General features: G+C 72.3%; 14 protein-coding genes. 8 read left to right on the top strand and 6 right to left on the bottom strand.

The window, feature by feature from the left end; genetic code table 11:
- Positions 1–28 precede the first annotated feature (28 nt).
- Both LN251_RS31465 and LN251_RS31470 read left to right on the top strand, forming a co-directional pair.
- Complete coding sequence (locus LN251_RS31465) at positions 29–988, top strand: threonine/serine dehydratase (RefSeq protein ID WP_458247547.1); 960 nt, start codon at positions 29–31, stop codon at positions 986–988.
- 189 nt (positions 989–1,177) lie between these two features.
- Entirely contained in the window at positions 1,178–2,818 is a 1,641-nt protein-coding gene (locus LN251_RS31470) for a protein kinase domain-containing protein (protein ID WP_458247548.1), read from the top strand.
- On the opposite strand, the gene LN251_RS31475 is transcribed toward LN251_RS31470, so the two are convergent.
- The gene (locus LN251_RS31475) at positions 2,789–4,249 is read right to left on the bottom strand and encodes a serine hydrolase domain-containing protein (RefSeq protein ID WP_458247549.1); all 1,461 of its coding nucleotides are present in this window, start codon (positions 4,247–4,249) and stop codon (positions 2,789–2,791) included. The two genes, LN251_RS31470 and LN251_RS31475, sit on opposite strands and share 30 nt — an antisense overlap.
- Before the next feature lie 74 nt (positions 4,250–4,323).
- Here LN251_RS31475 and LN251_RS31480 point away from each other — a divergent pair, with 74 nt between their 5' ends.
- The 3 genes from LN251_RS31480 to LN251_RS31490 all read left to right on the top strand — a co-directional run bounded on the left by LN251_RS31480 (position 4,324) and on the right by LN251_RS31490 (position 7,250).
- Positions 4,324–5,295: an LLM class F420-dependent oxidoreductase gene (locus LN251_RS31480; RefSeq protein WP_458247550.1), complete on the top strand. Its 972-nt coding sequence runs from the start codon at positions 4,324–4,326 to the stop codon at positions 5,293–5,295.
- A 109-nt stretch (positions 5,296–5,404) separates the two neighbouring features.
- Positions 5,405–6,445 (top strand): hypothetical protein, encoded by a 1,041-nt coding sequence (locus LN251_RS31485; protein ID WP_458247551.1) that lies wholly within the window; start codon positions 5,405–5,407, stop codon positions 6,443–6,445.
- A 94-nt stretch (positions 6,446–6,539) separates the two neighbouring features.
- Positions 6,540–7,250, top strand: a complete 711-nt coding sequence (locus LN251_RS31490) for a DUF2238 domain-containing protein (protein WP_458247552.1) — start codon at positions 6,540–6,542, stop codon at positions 7,248–7,250.
- Here the strand turns inward: LN251_RS31490 and LN251_RS31495 are convergent.
- Complete coding sequence (locus LN251_RS31495) at positions 7,171–7,671, bottom strand: DUF6328 family protein (protein WP_458247553.1); 501 nt, start codon at positions 7,669–7,671, stop codon at positions 7,171–7,173. The genes LN251_RS31490 and LN251_RS31495 overlap by 80 nt on opposite strands.
- Before the next feature lie 160 nt (positions 7,672–7,831).
- On the opposite strand from LN251_RS31495, the gene LN251_RS31500 reads away from it, so the two are divergent.
- Positions 7,832–8,185, top strand: a complete 354-nt coding sequence (locus LN251_RS31500; RefSeq protein ID WP_458247554.1) for a hypothetical protein — start codon at positions 7,832–7,834, stop codon at positions 8,183–8,185.
- A gap of 18 nt (positions 8,186–8,203) precedes the next feature.
- On the opposite strand, the gene LN251_RS31505 is transcribed toward LN251_RS31500, so the two are convergent.
- Positions 8,204–9,187, bottom strand: a complete 984-nt coding sequence (locus LN251_RS31505; protein ID WP_458247555.1) for an aldo/keto reductase — start codon at positions 9,185–9,187, stop codon at positions 8,204–8,206.
- A gap of 136 nt (positions 9,188–9,323) precedes the next feature.
- Here LN251_RS31505 and LN251_RS31510 point away from each other — a divergent pair, with 136 nt between their 5' ends.
- Together LN251_RS31510 and LN251_RS31515 are read left to right on the top strand one after the other, a co-directional pair.
- Complete coding sequence (locus LN251_RS31510) at positions 9,324–11,057, top strand: cholesterol oxidase substrate-binding domain-containing protein (protein WP_458247556.1); 1,734 nt, start codon at positions 9,324–9,326, stop codon at positions 11,055–11,057.
- A gap of 40 nt (positions 11,058–11,097) precedes the next feature.
- Entirely contained in the window at positions 11,098–11,940 is an 843-nt protein-coding gene (locus LN251_RS31515) for an alpha/beta fold hydrolase (protein ID WP_458247557.1), read from the top strand.
- Here LN251_RS31515 and LN251_RS31520 read toward each other — a convergent pair.
- The 3 genes from LN251_RS31520 to LN251_RS31530 form a co-directional block, all read right to left on the bottom strand.
- Positions 11,915–12,514 carry a TetR/AcrR family transcriptional regulator gene (locus LN251_RS31520; RefSeq protein WP_458247558.1) on the bottom strand — a complete coding sequence of 200 codons (600 nt, stop codon included), beginning with the start codon at positions 12,512–12,514 and terminating at the stop codon, positions 11,915–11,917. The two genes, LN251_RS31515 and LN251_RS31520, sit on opposite strands and share 26 nt — an antisense overlap.
- Positions 12,511–13,923, bottom strand: coding sequence for an MFS transporter (locus LN251_RS31525; RefSeq protein ID WP_458247559.1), 1,413 nt, complete (start codon positions 13,921–13,923; stop codon positions 12,511–12,513). The genes LN251_RS31520 and LN251_RS31525 overlap by 4 nt, the downstream gene beginning before the upstream one ends.
- Positions 13,924–14,085: 162 nt before the next feature.
- On the bottom strand, positions 14,086–15,309 hold the full coding sequence (locus LN251_RS31530) for an FAD-dependent monooxygenase (RefSeq protein WP_458247560.1): 1,224 nt from the start codon (positions 15,307–15,309) through the stop codon (positions 14,086–14,088).
- Positions 15,310–15,437: the final 128 nt, after the last annotated feature.

Consider the following 15,437-nt stretch of genomic DNA (forward strand, 5'->3'; position numbering starts at 1 on the left):
GTCGTCCCGTGCCGGAAGGATGAGTGCCTTGATCGGGATCACGGACATCGAAGCCGCTGCCGAGCGCATCGCCAGGCATGTCGTGCGCACCCCGACCCTGCCGAGCCCCGGCCTGTCCGACCTGCTCGGCGCCCCGGTCACCGTCAAGCTCGAACTGCTGCAGCGCACCGGCTCCTTCAAGGCCCGTGGGGCGACGGCCAAGCTGCTGTCACTGGGCGAGCGGGAACGCGCTGCCGGTGTGGTGGCGGTCAGCGGCGGCAACCACGGGATCGCCCTCGCCGTCATGGCCGCCGCCCTCGAGGTGAAGGCGACGATCGTCATGCCGCGCTCGGCGCCCGCGCGGGCCGTCGAGATCGCCCGGGAGTCCGGCGCGTCGGTGCGGCTGACCGACGACATGGCCGGGGCGTTCGCGCTCATGACCCGGCTGCAGGAGGAGGGGCTGACGCTGGTGCACCCCTTCGACGACCCGGTCGTGATCGCCGGACAGGGCACGGTGGGGCTGGAGTTCGCGGCCGACGCCGACGAGCTCACCGACGTCCTGGTCAGCATCGGGGGCGGCGGGCTGATCTCCGGTGTCGCGGCCGCGCTGCGGGAGCGGCGGCCGAACGTGCGGATCTGGGGTGTGGAGACCGAGGGCGCCGAGGCCATGTCCCGGGCGCTGGCGGCGGGCGGCCCGGTGCCGGTCGCGCTGTCGTCCCTCGTCTCCACGCTCAGCGCGCCGTCGGTGTCGGAGCTGACGTACGCGCATGTGTCCGCGCTGGTCGACGACGTGCTGGTGGTGCCGGACCGGGAGGCGGTGCGGGGCACGCTCGAACTCGCCGACCACGCCAAGGTGTGGGCCGAGCCCGCCGCGGGCTGTCTGCTGCCGGCGGCCCGCCAGGTGCTCGAGCGGGTCGGCGAGGGGGCCCGGATCGGGCTGGTGGTGTGCGGGGGCAACGCCACGACCGGTGATGTCATGGGCTGGGCGGAGCGCTTCGGCCTGCGCTGACCCCTCGCACCGTCACCTCGGAACACGCGCTTCTTGAATTACGGTCAGCAAATGGGAACTGCGCGAACGCGGGCGACTCCCGGTGAACAAAACGCTTCATCCACGGGCGAGTTGCAGATTCTTTGAACACATCCCGTTGTACCCCCCGTACCTCTGCGTGAAAGGTGAGAGCCAGGGGTTCAGCGAGGGATGACCATGGTCAAGGCGCACGTCTTCACGCACGAGTTGGTCGCCGGAAGGTACCGGCTCGTCGATGTCGTCCATCGCGAGACGAACCGCGTCTGCTGGTACGGCAAGGCCGAGGAAGGCGCTCAACGCCCCTACCTGCTCACCGAGACAGCCCTCCCGGCCGACTCGGAAGGGGAGGCGGCATCCCGGGTGAGCGCGACCGTCATCCGGATGTCGGAGACCATGGGGTCACTGTGCCCGGGCAGGGTCGCCCCGGTCGTCGACGCCGTGGAGGAGAACGGCACCCTGTGGACCGTGACCGAGTGGATCGACGGCACGCCGCTGGGCGAACTCCTCGCCGAGCAGGGCACGTTCAACTACGTGCGGGCCGCGCGCATCGGCCTGGAGCTGCTGGACGTGCTGGAGGCGGCGCACGGCGAGGGCATCACCCACGGCGAGCTCAGCCCCGGGCAGGTGTTCGTGCCGGACCGCGGCCCCGTCGTGGTCACCGGCTTCGGGCTCGCGGGCGCCACCCTGGCCCCCAGGCTCACCGCACCGTCGTACGCCTCCCCCGAGCAGGCCCGTGACGAGCGGATCGGACCGGCGGCCGATCTGTGGGCGCTGGGCGCCATCCTCTACACGATGGTCGAGGGACGGCCGCCCTTCCGGGACCGGGACCGGCCCGAGGCCACGCTGAAGGGAGTGGACCGGCTGCCGCTGCGCACACCGGTGCACGCCGGCCCGCTCACTCAGACCGTGCTCGGACTGCTGCGCAAGAACTCCCGGGAACGGCTGACCCGTCATGTGGTCCGCGAGGGCTTGAACCGCGTCCTGACCGAGGACCCCGACACGCTCGCGGACGCCGCCGTGCCCCGGCCGCGGCTGCGCGGCGTGTACACCGCCGCCGCCCACGCCGTCCCCGGCTGGAGCCGGACCACACTGGCCGCCGGCACCGCCCTCGCCGTCGTCACCATCGCCGTGGCCGCGCTCGCCGTCACCCACGAACTGCCCGGGACCGGCACGTCCTCGACCGACGCGGGCTCCCGGCCTACCGCCTCCGCTCCCCCGCCGCCGTCCGCCGACCGCACCGACGGCAGAAGCAGCACCCCTTCCGCCTCGCCCACGCCCGGCACGTCCGCGAGCCGCACCTCGTCGGCGCCACCCTCCTCTCCCGCGCCGTCCGCCTCGGCCGCCCCGCAGCAGGTCTTCCACCGCTACACCGCGCCCGAGGGCTTCTCCGTCGACCTCCCCAGCGGCTGGAAACGGACCGCCACCAAACGCGTCGGCGACCTGTCGTACCGCGTGACCTTCGGCGCGAAGGGCGATCCGCGCTCGCTCGCGGTCACCTACAGCACGGTGCTGGGCCCGGACCCGGTCGCCGTCTGGCGGGACGACGTCGAGCCCGAACTGGAGAAGGAAGGCGGCTACCAGCGGATCGGCGCCATCGAGGCGACCACCTACCAGGGGCACAAGGCCGCCGACATGGAGTGGTACTCCGATGCCAACAGTGTGCGGACGCGGACGTTCGGGCGCGGTTTCCTCCTCGGCGGCGGCCGCGGCTTCTCCCTGCGCTGGACGACTCCGGCCGACGACTTCGGCGCCACCGCGAACCAGCAGGCGCTCAAGACATTCCTACGGACGTTCCGGGTGACGTCGGTCTGAGGCACGCGGCGCCCGCATCCGGCGCAGCGGGGTGCTGCGCAGCGGTGTCGTGTGCCAGCGGGCCGTGAACGTCCCTTCGGGCAGCGAGCAGGTCAGCGTCAGCCGGTGGGGCGTCTCCAGGAACACCAGATCCACGGTGAGCGTGTCCGCGTCTGCCCATCCGCCGCTGACCGCCACGGGCACCGGCTCCTCGGCGACGCTCCAGCCGCGCCCGCCGAGCCGCACCCGGAAAGGCTCGGCGTCCTCGGTGAGCGTCAGGCTCCAGCCGTCCGCGGCCGGCGCCACGGCGACCGACGTCAGCGCGGGCAGAGCGGCGCAGGCGCCGCCCCGCGGGGTGAACTCGGCCCCCGTCCACCGCGCCGTGCGCTCGGGCGGGGCGGGCTTGCCGGCGGCCGGCGCCAGCGCGAGCCGGGCGAGCCGCTCCCGCAGGGCCGCGTCCGCCGCGTCGGCGCCGGTCAGCGGCTCGGGACGGAAGGCGGGCAGCAGATGCTCCCAGACCAGGTCGAGCAGCTGCGGCATCTGCTCGGTGGCCGCCGTGGTCGCGATCACGGCGTCCTGCTCGGGCAGCACCAGGCAGTACTGCCCATAGGCGCCGTCGCCGCGGTAACCGTGCCGGGACATCCAGAACTGGTAGCCGTAGCCGCGCTGCCAATCCGAAACGACCGACGCGCCGCCGGAGTTGTCGATGTGCGAGCGCGTCGCCTCGGCCGCCCAGCCCTCCGGCAGCAGCCGCTTCCCCTCCCAGACCCCGTCGCGCAGATACAGCTCGCCGAGCCGGGCGACGGCGTCGGTGCAGGCGTGCAGCCCGCTGAAGCCGATCTCGCGGCCGGCCCGGTCGGCCTGCCAGAGGGCCTCGCCGATGCCGAGCGGATCCAGCAGGCGCGGGCGGAGGTAGTCGGTGAGCGACTGCCCCGTGACCCGCTGCACGATCGCGGCGAGCGTGTACGTGGTGGGCTGGTTGTAGGCGAAGACGGTCCCGGGCTCGCGCTCGGGCGGCACCAGGAGGAAGCCGCGCACCATTTCCTCGCGGTCGGCGGCGAGCGCCCGCTCCAGGGCCTCGGCCTCGTGCCCGCTGGCCATGGAGGCCACGTGCCGCACCAGCATCGCGCGGCTGCGCGGGTCGGTGATGTCGGCCTCGAACTCGGGGAAGTAGGAGATCACCGGATCGTCGAAGCGCAGCAGCCCCTCGGCGGCGGCCAGGCCGGCGGCCGTCGCGGTGAAGCTCTTGCTCAGCGAGTACAGCAGGTGGGGGCGGTCCGCGGTGTACGGCGCCCACCAGCCGGAGGCGACGAGCCGGCCGTGCCTGAGGATCATCAGGCTGTGCGGCTCGATGTCGGGAGCCGCTTCGAGGGCGTCGAGGAAGGCGTGGACACCGGTGGCGTCGACGCCCTGGGAGGCTGGAGCGGCGGGCGGCAGCGGGGATGCGGTCATGACCGCATCCTCGCCAATGATCGCTCGTGAATCGAGACCCGTTTTCCGTCGCCCGCCCAGGGGACTCGGCCCCCATGGTGCAAATCGGATACACGATGATGACCGAGCAGGCGGGTCCGCGTGAGCTGGTGGACCACGTGGTGCGCGCCGAGGAGGCCGGTTACGACTTCTCGGTGACCTCGGACCACTACTTCCCGTGGCTGCGCTCGCAAGGACACTCCCCGTACGCGTGGAGCGTGCTGGGCGCCGCGGCCCAGGCGACCTCGCGCATTCCGCTGATGACGTACGTGACGTGCCCGAGCGTCCGCTACCACCCGGCGATCGTCGCCCAGAAGGCCGCCACCATGCAGCTGCTGTCCGAGGGCCGGTTCCGGCTGGGCCTCGGCTCCGGCGAGAACCTCAACGAGCATGTGGTGGGCGGGGGATGGCCGTCGGCCGACGTGCGCCACGAGATGCTGGAGGAGGCGGTGGAGATCATCCGGGCGCTGTTCGAGGGCGGCCACGTCAACCACCGCGGCAAGCACTTCGACGTGGAGTCGGCCCGGCTGTGGGACCTGCCGGACGAGCCGCCGCCCATCGGCATCGCCGTCTCCGGCGAGCAGTCCTGCGCCCTCGCGGGCCGGCTCGCCGACCTGGTCATCGCCACGGAGCCCAAGGAAGGGCTGCTGACGGCGTTCGACCGGCACGGCGGCGAGGGCAAGCCGCGGGTGGGTCAGCTGCCCGTCTGCTACGACCCCGACCGGGACGCGGCCGTCAAGCGGGCGCACGCGCAGTTCCGCTGGTTCGGCAACGGCTGGAAGGTCAACGCCGAGCTGCCGCACCCGGACGCGTTCGAGTCGGCCACCCAGTTCGTCACCCCCGACGACGTCGCGGCGTCGATCCCGTGCGGCGACGACCCGGAGGACTTCGTCGAGGCCGTACGGCCGTACGCCGAGGCCGGGTTCGGCGAGATCGCGCTCGTGCAGATCGGCGGCGAGTCACAACCGGCGTACCTGGACTGGGCGGAGAAGACGCTGCTGCCCGCGCTGCACGACGCGTTCGGCTGACGCGTCAGCACGCCGTCTTGAGGGTCTGCCAAACGGTGGCCAAGCGGTGCATATAGGCTGCCGGTCTGCACGTTCGCAGCCCGACCAGCTTTGCACAGGAGAGTCATCGGTGACACTGGCGATCGACCCGTCCGAGGCGTCTGAGACCTCTGAGCCCGACCCGGCCCCCGTGCCGCTGTCCGACCTCGTGGCGCGCGACGCCCGGGAGTTCGGGGTGTACGCGCGCACCGGCGGCTGGGCCTTCGGTCTGATGGTGGCGCGCAGCGTACGGCCCGGCGGACAAGGCGCGGAGGAGACGCCGAAGGTGTCCGCGAAGGAGTTCGCGGAGCTGGCCGGGTGCTCCCCGGAGCGCGTGATGCGCTACTACAAGGCCTGGGACCGGGCCGCCGACGACGGTCTCGTCCCGCACTTCGAGGAACTCGCGCCGGGCCAGGAGGTGGAGCTGCCGGACGCCGACGTGTGGCTGGGCTACTACGTCTCCCGCAACAGCGCCACCTCCGAGCGCGGCACCGCCATCTCGGAAGCGGCCGAGGCCGAGGGCATCCGGCCCACCAAGGCGCTGGAGGTCGCCGAGAACCCCACCGCACTGCGTGCCGCGATCCTCGCCGACCCCTCCACCGCCCGCGCGGCCCGCCAGGCACTGCTCGACCGCGTCCGCGAGGACCCCGACCTGCAGGCCGAGCTGGCCCGGGACGTGGTGCGCACCGACGACCTGAAGAAGGCGGTCGCCACCGAGAGCCGGGCCGCCGACCGCATCGGGTACGTCCGCCAGATCGCCGAGTCGGGGCAGGTGAAGACCCCCGCCGGACAGACCATCGACGCTCCGGCCGACGTGCGCCAGGAGGCCGAGCGGCACCTGTCGCTCATCGACGAGCTGGACGAGGACGAGGACACCGGCGAGTGGGCCACCGAGGCCTACGACAGCATGAAGTCCCTGGTCGCCGAGGCGGTGGAGGCCGATCCCGAACTGCGCGTCACGGAGCGGCGGACCAGGTTCTACAGCAGCCTGCAGAAGGCGACGAAGGCGTTCGAGGAGCTGACCTTCGACGATGTGCAGGAGTTCGTCGAGGAGGACATCGTGCAGCAGCTGGAGGAACTCCAGCAGGCCATCGCCTCGTGCCTGAGCGCGCTGCGCGGCACCAGGGACTGAGGCGCCCATACCCGGCCGGGGCTGAGTAGCGGTACTCATGCCACCGGCCCACCGCCGCGGCCAGCATGGGGGCTCCCGGTGGAAAGGAACCCCCATGTCGATCGCCGTGCAACCGGCCGTCCCGCGACGGCACGTGCCCGCCGTGGCCCTCGCCGTCACCGTCGCGGGACTCGCGGTGTCGGCCTGGAACCCGCACGATCGCACGACCTGGTTCCTGGAGACGGTGTGGGCGCTGGTCGGCCTGCCCCTCGTGGTGCTCACCCGGCGGCGCTTCCCGCTGACCGACCTGCTGTGCTGTCTGCTGGCCGCGCACGCGCTCGTGCTGGCCGTGGGCGGCCACTACACCTACGCGCAGGTTCCCCTGGGCGACTGGGTGCGCGACACCTTCGGCCTGGACCGCAACCCCTACGACCGCTTCGGCCACCTCATGCAGGGCTTCGTGCCCGCGGTGCTGGTGCGTGAGCTGCTCAGCCGCACCTCGCCGCTGCGCGGCAGCCGCTGGCTGGCTCCCCTGACGGTCTGCGCGTGCATGGCCTTCAGTGCCGTCTTCGAGCTGCTGGAGTGGCTGGCCGCGGAGGTCGGCGGACACTCCGCGGACGCCTTCCTCGCCACGCAGGGCGATGTGTGGGACACGCAGTGGGACATGTTCTGCGCGCTGATCGGCGCGACGGTCTCGGTGCTGGTGCTCTCCCGGCTGCACGACCGGCAGCTCGACGCGCTGGGCGTCAGCGCGACGTATGGCGGCGCAGCGTCCACATCGGCACCACGAACCAGCACAGGCCGTACCACGCCACCACCCCGCTGACGATCCAGGGGACGATCGCGTTGTGTGTCGCCACCCGCAGCACCAGCAGGAGCGAGGACGTCATGGTCGCGAGCAGCAGCACCAGGCCGGCCAGGGTCATCCGGGAGGCCCACTGCACCGCTTCCGCCTTGACCCGCTGCCCGGACACCAGACGGTGCAGCGAGACCGGCCCGATGAGCGCCCCCGTCGTGGCGGCGCCCAGGACCACCGTGATGATGTAGATGGTCTTGTCCGTCTGTGCCAGCGTGGCGTACTTCTGCTGGAAGACCACGGTGAGCAGGAATCCGAAAAGGATCTGCACGCCGGTCTGCGCGACCCTGACCTCCTGGATCAGCTCGCCCCACTTGCGGTCGGCCCTTTCCTCCTCGGTCTCGTGCCGACCCCAGTCGTTCACGTCCGCATCGCTCTTCGAGACCGTCAACGTTCCTCCTGCTCCGTCTTGCCGCACCTCTCCCCGTCCGGGTTCCCTGATCGCGCGGTTTTGACCGGTCCTTTGCGCAAAAAGGCGGCTGTTTGGACGATCACGGGGCGGTTACACGGTGCAGACGGCCCACGACGACCATCCGAGGAGTCCGACGACCATGTCCGGCAGCGAACTCACGCTCACTCTCAGCGGCGCCACCCCCGCCGACGCGCGCGCCGTCGTGCACGTCCTGGAACCGGCCTTCGGCAGTCCGGAGGAGGAACTTCCCGCCGACGACCGCGTGACGGTGTACACGGCGAGGTTCGCGCACGATCCGGCGGCCCGGCCGTCCGGGACCGCGCCGGCCGGTGGCACCGGCCATCTGTCCGGGGCGGTCACCGTGACCGTCCAGGGCGCCCCGGACGCGGTGGCCAGGGCGCGCGAGGTGCTGGCCCGCTCGTTCACCGCGCAGGACCAGGGCGCCGTCTCCGGCGACCAGGAGCAGGAGAGCCAGCTGCTCCTGGAGCCGTGAACGAGCGGACCGCGGCCGCTACCAGCGGCTTTCGACCTGGTCCTTGATCCGGCGGTCGTAGAGGTCGCGGATCGCGGCGAGGGTCTCGTCGGAGAGGTCCGGCAGCTTGGCGGCGGCCGCGTTGGCGCGGGCCTGCTCGGGCGAGCGGGCGCCGGGGATCACGGTGGTGACGCCGGGCTGCTGGACGATCCAGCGCAGGGCGAGCTGCGCCGGGGTGTACCCCTCGGGAGCGAGAGCGGCGAACTCGGCGGCCGCCTCGACGCCGGTCGTGTAGTCCACGCCGGCGAAGGTCTCGCCGACGTCGAAGGCCTCGCCGTGCCGGTTGTAGGCGCGGTGGTCGTTCTCCGGGAAGACGGTGTCCTTGGTGTACTTGCCCGACAGCAGGCCGGAGGCGAGCGGGACGCGCGCGATGATGCCGACGCCGGCCTCCCGGGCCGCCGGCAGGACCTCGCGCAGCGGCTTCATGCGGAACGGGTTGAGGATGATCTGCACACTGGCCACGCCCGGCCGCGCGATCGCGGTGAGCGCCTCCTGGCAGGTCTCCACGCTGACGCCGTAGTGGGCGATGCGCTCCTCCTCGACGAGGGTGTCGAGGGCGTCGAACACCTCGTCCGTGGAGTAGACGGCCGTGGGCGGGCAGTGCAGCTGGACCAGGTCGATGCGGTCGACCCCGAGGTTGCGCCGCGAACGGTCGTTCCAGGTGCGGAAGTTGTCGAGGACGTAGTTCTGCGGGATCTGCTCGACCCGGCGGCCCATCTTGGTGGCGACCAGTACGTGCAGGTCCGGCCGGCCCGCCAGGAACGCGGCGATGGTCTGCTCACTGCGTCCGTCGCCGTACACGTCGGCGGTGTCGAAGAAGGTCACGCCCGACTCGGCGGCCGCCTCCAGCACCGACAGGGCTTCCCTGTCGTCGACGTCTCCCCAGTCGGCGCCCAGCTGCCACGTGCCCAGCCCGATGACGGAGGCGTGCTGACCCGACCTGTCGAAAGTGCGCTCGTCCATGGCGTCAGTCTGTCACCCACCGCCGTCGAGTGCGGAACGAGCCGCTCCGATGCGGGCCTTGTGAATCTTTCACTCACACGAGTGACGTCTTTCGGCAGCGGGTGGACTCGTGTCACCCCGCGCCTAGCGTGACCCCGTGACTGATCGTTCAGTGAGCAACCTCCCGTCCGGAGCCGGGGGTGACGCGCCGTGGAGCCGCCGCGGCTTCCTGCTGTCGGCCGCCGCCCTGGCCGCCCTCCCCGTCCTGGTGGCCGCGGATCCGGCGGTCGCGGCACAGGAACTGCCGGACTTCCCCGAAGGCGTCGCCCTGTACCGCTCGGCGTACCGCAACTGGGTGGGCGAGATCACCTCCGACGGCCTGTGGGCCTGCGCTCCCGAAAGCCCCGCCCGGGTGGTCGACGTCGTCAACTGGGCCTGGCGGCACGGCTGGACGGTGCGCGCCCGTGGTGCCTCGCACGGCTGGTCGCCGCTGACCGTCACCGCGCGCACGCCGTCGGACGCCCGCGTCCTCCTCGTCGACACCGCCGCGCACCTCACCGGCCTGAGCCTGTACTCGCCGTCCGCCGTCCGCGCGGGAACAGGCGGGACGATGGACGCCCTGCTCGGCCATCTGGAGGAGCACGGCCTCGGGGTCACCGCCGCTCCCGCCCCGGGTGACCTCACCCTGGGCGGCGCCCTGACCGTCGACGCGCACGGCACCGCCGTACCGGCGAAGGGCGAACAGCGGTCGCCCGGGCACACCTACGGATCGCTGAGCAACCTGGTGCTGTCGCTCACGGCGGTCGTGTGGGACGAGGACTCCGGGGCGTACGTCCTGCGCACCTACCACCGCGACGAGGCGGACTGCGCCGCGCTGCTCACCCATCTCGGCCGCTCGCTGGTGACCGAGGTCGTGCTGCGGGTGGGCGCGAACACCGACCTGCGGTGCGTGAGCCGTACGGACATCCCGGCGGCCGAGCTGTTCGCCGCGCCGGGGTCCGACGGGCGCACCCTGGAGGGCTTCCTCGACCGGGCGGGGCGCGTGGAGGCGATCTGGTTCGCCTTCACCGAGGTCCCGTGGCTGAAGGTGTGGAGCGTGGCGCCGACCCGGCCGCTCACCTCACGGCATGTGACGTCGCCGTACAACTACCCCTTCTCCGACAACGTGCCGACCGTGGTGGCGGACCTGGTGGGGCGGATGACCTCGCAGGCCGCCTGGTACCTGGCCCCGGTGCTGGGCAACGCGCAGTACGAGGCGGCCGCGGCCGGGCTGGTGGCGACGCTGTCGTCCGACATCTGGGGGCCGTCCAAGAACACGCTGCTCTACATCAGGCCGACGACCTTGCGGCTGACCGCGAACGGCTACGCGGTGCTCACCGCGCGGAGCCGGGTTCAGCATGTGGTCAGCGCGTTCACGTCGTTCTACGGGGAGCGGCTGACCGCGTACGCCGCCCTGGGCCGCTACCCGGTCAACGGCTCGGTCGAGATCCGCGTGACCGGCCTGGACGATCCGGCCGATGCCGAAGTCGTCGGCGCCCGCGCCCCGTTGCTGTCGGCGCTGCGGCGGGACGAGGGGCGGCCCGAGTGGGACACGGCGGTGTGGCTGGACGTGCTGACGCTGCCCGGCACCCCGCACGCGGAGGAGTTCCTGCGGGAGTTGGAGCAGTTCCTGCTGCGCGAGTTCGACGGCGAGGACGCCCTGACCCGCGTCGAGTGGTCCAAGGGCTGGGCGTACACCGAGGACGCCGCCTGGAGCGACGAGGAGGTGCTGGGCACCGTGATCCCCGGCTCGTTCGGCGAGACGGTGTGGGGGCAGGCGGCCGGGACCCTGGACCGGCTCGACCCGCACCGGGTCTTCGGCAACGGCTTCCTCGACCGCCTGTTCCGATAAGAGGTTGCCGTCGCCGGGCGCGGCTGAAAGGCTCGCGATCATGCCTGCCTTCGCCGCGCCCGACGGGACCGAACTCGCCTACCACGTCTTCGGGGACGAGGGACCGCCCGTCGTCTGCCTGCCCGGTGGCCCTCTGCAGGCGTCCGCCTACCTCGGTGAGCTCGGCGGCCTGTCCGCGCGCCGCCGGCTCGTCCTGCTGGACTTCCGGGGCACCGGCGACTCCGCGCTCCCGGAGGACCCCGCCACCTTCCGCTGCGACCGGCTGGTGGACGACGTCGAGGCCCTGCGCGCGCACCTGGGCCTGGAGACGATGGACCTGCTCGGGCACTCCGCGGGCACCAATCCGGCCGTCCTATACGCCGCCCGGCACCCGCGGCGTGTCGACAGGCTCGCCCTGATCACGCCGAGCGCCGTGGCCGTCGGGCTCGGTGTCCCGCCCCAGGTGCGGCGGGACACCGCCCGTTCACGCCACGCCGAGCCGTGGTTCCCCACCGCGTTCGCCGCCCTGCAGGCCATCACCACCGGCCGCGCGACCGCCGCCGACTGGGAAGCCATCTCGCCTTTCCTCTACGGCCGTTGGGACGACACGGCGCGTGCCCATCATGCCGCCGGAGCCACTCAGCGCAATCAGGAGGCCGCCGCGGTCTTCGGCGCCGAGGGGGCGTTCGACCCGGCCGCCACCCGGGCGGCGCTCGCCGGTCTGGCGGCGCCGGTGCTCCTGCTGGCCGGCGAGGTCGACCTCAACTCCCCTCCGCCCATGGTCGCCGAGTTCGCCGGGCTCTTCGCGAAGGCCGAGTCGGTGGTGCAGCCGGGAGCCGGTCATTTCCCGTGGCTGGACGACCCCGAGCGGTTCGTGGCTACGGTCGGGGCGTTCCTGGCGTGAGGTGTGCCTGGACGAGCGGGGCGTAGCGCTCCACGATCTCGTCCAGCTCGGCCGCGCGGACGTGGGTTCCGCGGGCGACGCCGTAGATCACGCCGAGGCCGAGCAGCGCGGCCACGGCGAGTTCGGCGCGCAGGCCCGCGTCGGCGCCCGTGAGGCGCTCGGCGAGGCGTTCGGTGACCTGGGTGCGGAAGTTGGCGCGCAGGATGTCGCCCTGTTCGGCGTGCAGGGGCGCGAACACGATGCGCAGCAGCGGGTCGGCGCCGTGCCGGGACTGGCCGATCAGCACGTGCCGGACCATGTGCCGGCCGAGGTCGTCGAGCGGGGCGTCCAGCAGGGCCTCCGCGTCGCTCTCGAAGGACATCACGCGGGCGAAGAGCGCGTCCTTGTTGCCGAAGTACTTCAGGATCAACGGCGGGCTGACACCGGCGCGTTCGGCGACGGCCTTGAGGGTGATGTCGGCGTGGGCGTGCCGGGCCAGCAGATGGCGGGCGGCCTTGAGGATGGCCGCCTTGGTGGCCTCGGCGTCCCTGCGGGCGGGCGCGGTCGCGGTGGGGGGAGTGCTCACGGCACTCATGCTCCCTCCAACGCCTCGTCCCGCGCATCCAGGGTGCCGCTGTCGGCCCGGCGCGAACCGCGTCGCCCCGTGTCACCGGGGATGGTCAGCGCCGTGGCGCTCGCCACCAGGGCGACGATCCCGGCCACGGTGAAGGCGAGCAGGTAGCCGTGCAGGGTGGGCACCGGGACACCGCCGACCGGGCTGGTGTGGTGGATAAGGACGGCGGCCACGGCGGCGCTGGAGGTGGCCTGGCCGATCGTGCGCATCAGGACGTTGACGCCGTTGGCGGACGCGGTCTGCTCGGCCGGCACGGCGCGCAGGATGAGGGTGGGCAGGGCCGAGTAGGAGAGGGTGGTGCCGGTCGCCACGACCGTCGCACCCAGGATGATCATCCACAGGTCGCGGCTGTCGGCGATGCGCAGCGCGTAGCCGCAGGCGATGACCGCGGCTCCGATGGCGAGCGTGACGCGCGGGCCGCGTGCCGCGGAGATCCGGGCCGACAGCGGCGAGAAGAGCAGCATCGTCACGCCGCCGGGCAGCAGGCACAGGCCGGTCTCCACGATCGACAGCCCGAGCCCGTAGCCCGTGGCCTTCGGCGCCTGCACCAGCTGGGCGGTCACGAGCGAGTTGGCGTAGAAGGCGAACCCGGTGAGCAGGGCCGCGACATGGGACAGGCCCACCCGGGGCCGGGAGACCAGGCGCAGGTCGACCAGCGGCCGTTCGGTGCGCAGCTGCTGCCACCACCACAGGGCGAGGACGGCCACGGCGGCGGCGAACAGGCCCATGATCCGGGCGCTGGTCCAGCCCCACTGTCCGCCCTGGGACACCCCGAGCAGCAGGCAGACCAGTCCGGCTGCCAGTCCCAGCGTGCCGGCGACGTCGAACCGGCCGGGCTCGCGGACGGGCGACTCCTTCACCGCCCACCACACCGCGGACACGCCCACCGCGCCGAGGGCGCTGGTCAGCCAGAACATGGTGTGCCAGTCGTAGTACTGCACGACCAGCGCGGCGAGCGGCAGGCCGAGGGCGGCGCCGATCCCGACGGTGGAGCTCATCAGGGCGACCGCGGAGCCGCGACGCTCCGGGGGCAGCTCGTCGCGCAGGATGCTGATGGACAGCGGCACCACGGAGGCGGCGGCGCCCTGGAGGGCACGTGCCGTGATGAGGACGGCGATGTCGGAGGACAGGGCGCACATCACCGAGCCGACGGTCATCAGCAGCAGGGCCGCGGTCAGCACCCTGCGTTTGCCGTACATGTCGCCGGCCCGGCCCAGGACGGGGGTGAGGACGGCGCCGGACAGCAGCGTCGCGGTGACCGTCCAGGAGACCGCGCCGGGCGAGGAGTGGGTGAGCCGGGGCAGGTCGGGCAGCAGGGGGACGACGACCGTCTGCATGACGGCCATGAGGATGCCGCCGAACGCCAGCACCGGGATCGTGAACCGACCCCGCAGGCCCCGGCCGCACGGAGGGCTGGGCTATCGGCGCGGGCTGCTCCATCGGTACTCCAGCGGGTGACAGGCGGAACAAACGGGTGAATGGAAATTCACCATAGCCGGTGAATTGCCATTCACCCAAGGGGTGGCCGGCCGTCAGCCCTGCTTCCGCGAGGCGAGCTCCCGGGCGTGCACGGTGCGCGCGACCCTGGGCCCGAGCCAGCGTTTGAAGCGGCGCAGCGCTTCGAGCCGGCCGGCCGCCCGGTCGATCCGGTAGTAGAGCTGCGGCGGGACGTACGGCAGCAGGGGCGAGTGCCGCTGGCCGAGCAGGGAGAACATCTGCTCCGGGGGCAGGTGGATGTAGCGGGGCAGGTTCTCGTACCACCGGGCGCTGTAGCGGGCCGCGCTCTGGATGGACAGCAACTCCGCCTTGCGCCGCCGCTCGTAGCCGGCCAGCGCCTGCGACAGGGAGGGCTGTTCGCGCAGGGCGCCGGCCAGCGCGACGGCGTCCTCCAGGGCGAGGGTGGTGCCGGCGCCGATCGAGTAGTGCGTGGTGTGGGCGGCGTCGCCGAGGAGGACGAGGTTGCCGCGGGACCACGTGCGGTTGGTGAGGGTGCGGAAGTTCAGCCACTGGGCGCTGCCGTCGGACGAGGAGCGCCCGATGAGGGGGTGGCCGTCGAGGACGTCGGCGAAGAGCTTCTCCAGCACGGCGAGTCCGTCGGCCTCGTTCGCGGTGCCGAAGCCGAGGCCGGTCCAGGTCTCGGGGGCGCATTCGACGACGCAGGTGCTGCGTTCGGGGCTGAAGGGGTAGCTGTAGCACCAGATCCAGCCGTGGTCGGTCTCCACGAAGGCGAAGGTGAAGGCGTCGAAGACCTTGGTGGTGCCGAGCCAGATGTAGGGATTGCGGCCCTCGCCGACCTCGCTGCCGAAGTGGCCGGCGTGCCGGGTGCGCAGGGCGCTGTTCACGCCGTCGCCCGCGACGAGCAGATCGGCCGCGGGCAGGTTGCCGTCGGTGATCTCGTGCTCGAACTCCAGCCGTACGCCCAGCGAGCGGGCGCGCGCGGCGAGGATCTCCAGGAACCGGTGGCGGCCGATGCCGAAGCCCTCGTCGCCGTCCTGCCGGGTGGCGAGGCCGCGGACATGGGCGACGCCGGCGTTCCAGCGGACGGAGGCCTGCTCCAGTGCGCGCGCCGACTCGGGGTCGTGCTCGTGGAGCTTGTCGAGCAGGCCCCGCCAGTACGTCACGCCCCAGCCGTAGGTCGATCCTTCCGGATCACGTTCGTGGACGGTGATGTCGTGGGACGGGTCCTGCCGCTTCAGCAGGATCGACAGATACAGGCCGGCGGGCCCGCCGCCGATGCAGGCGACCTTCACGCACACCCCTAGGAATTACCCAAAGCGTTCATTTGGCAACGCAGGGTAGCAGGAGGCCGCGACGGTGCCCGGCGTTCGGGATCGCGCCAGTTTTCCGAGGTGAGGCGGGCCACAGGCGGCACCGTCGACCGGGA

It is taken from the genome of Streptomyces sp. MAI_2237 (assembly GCF_054189285.1).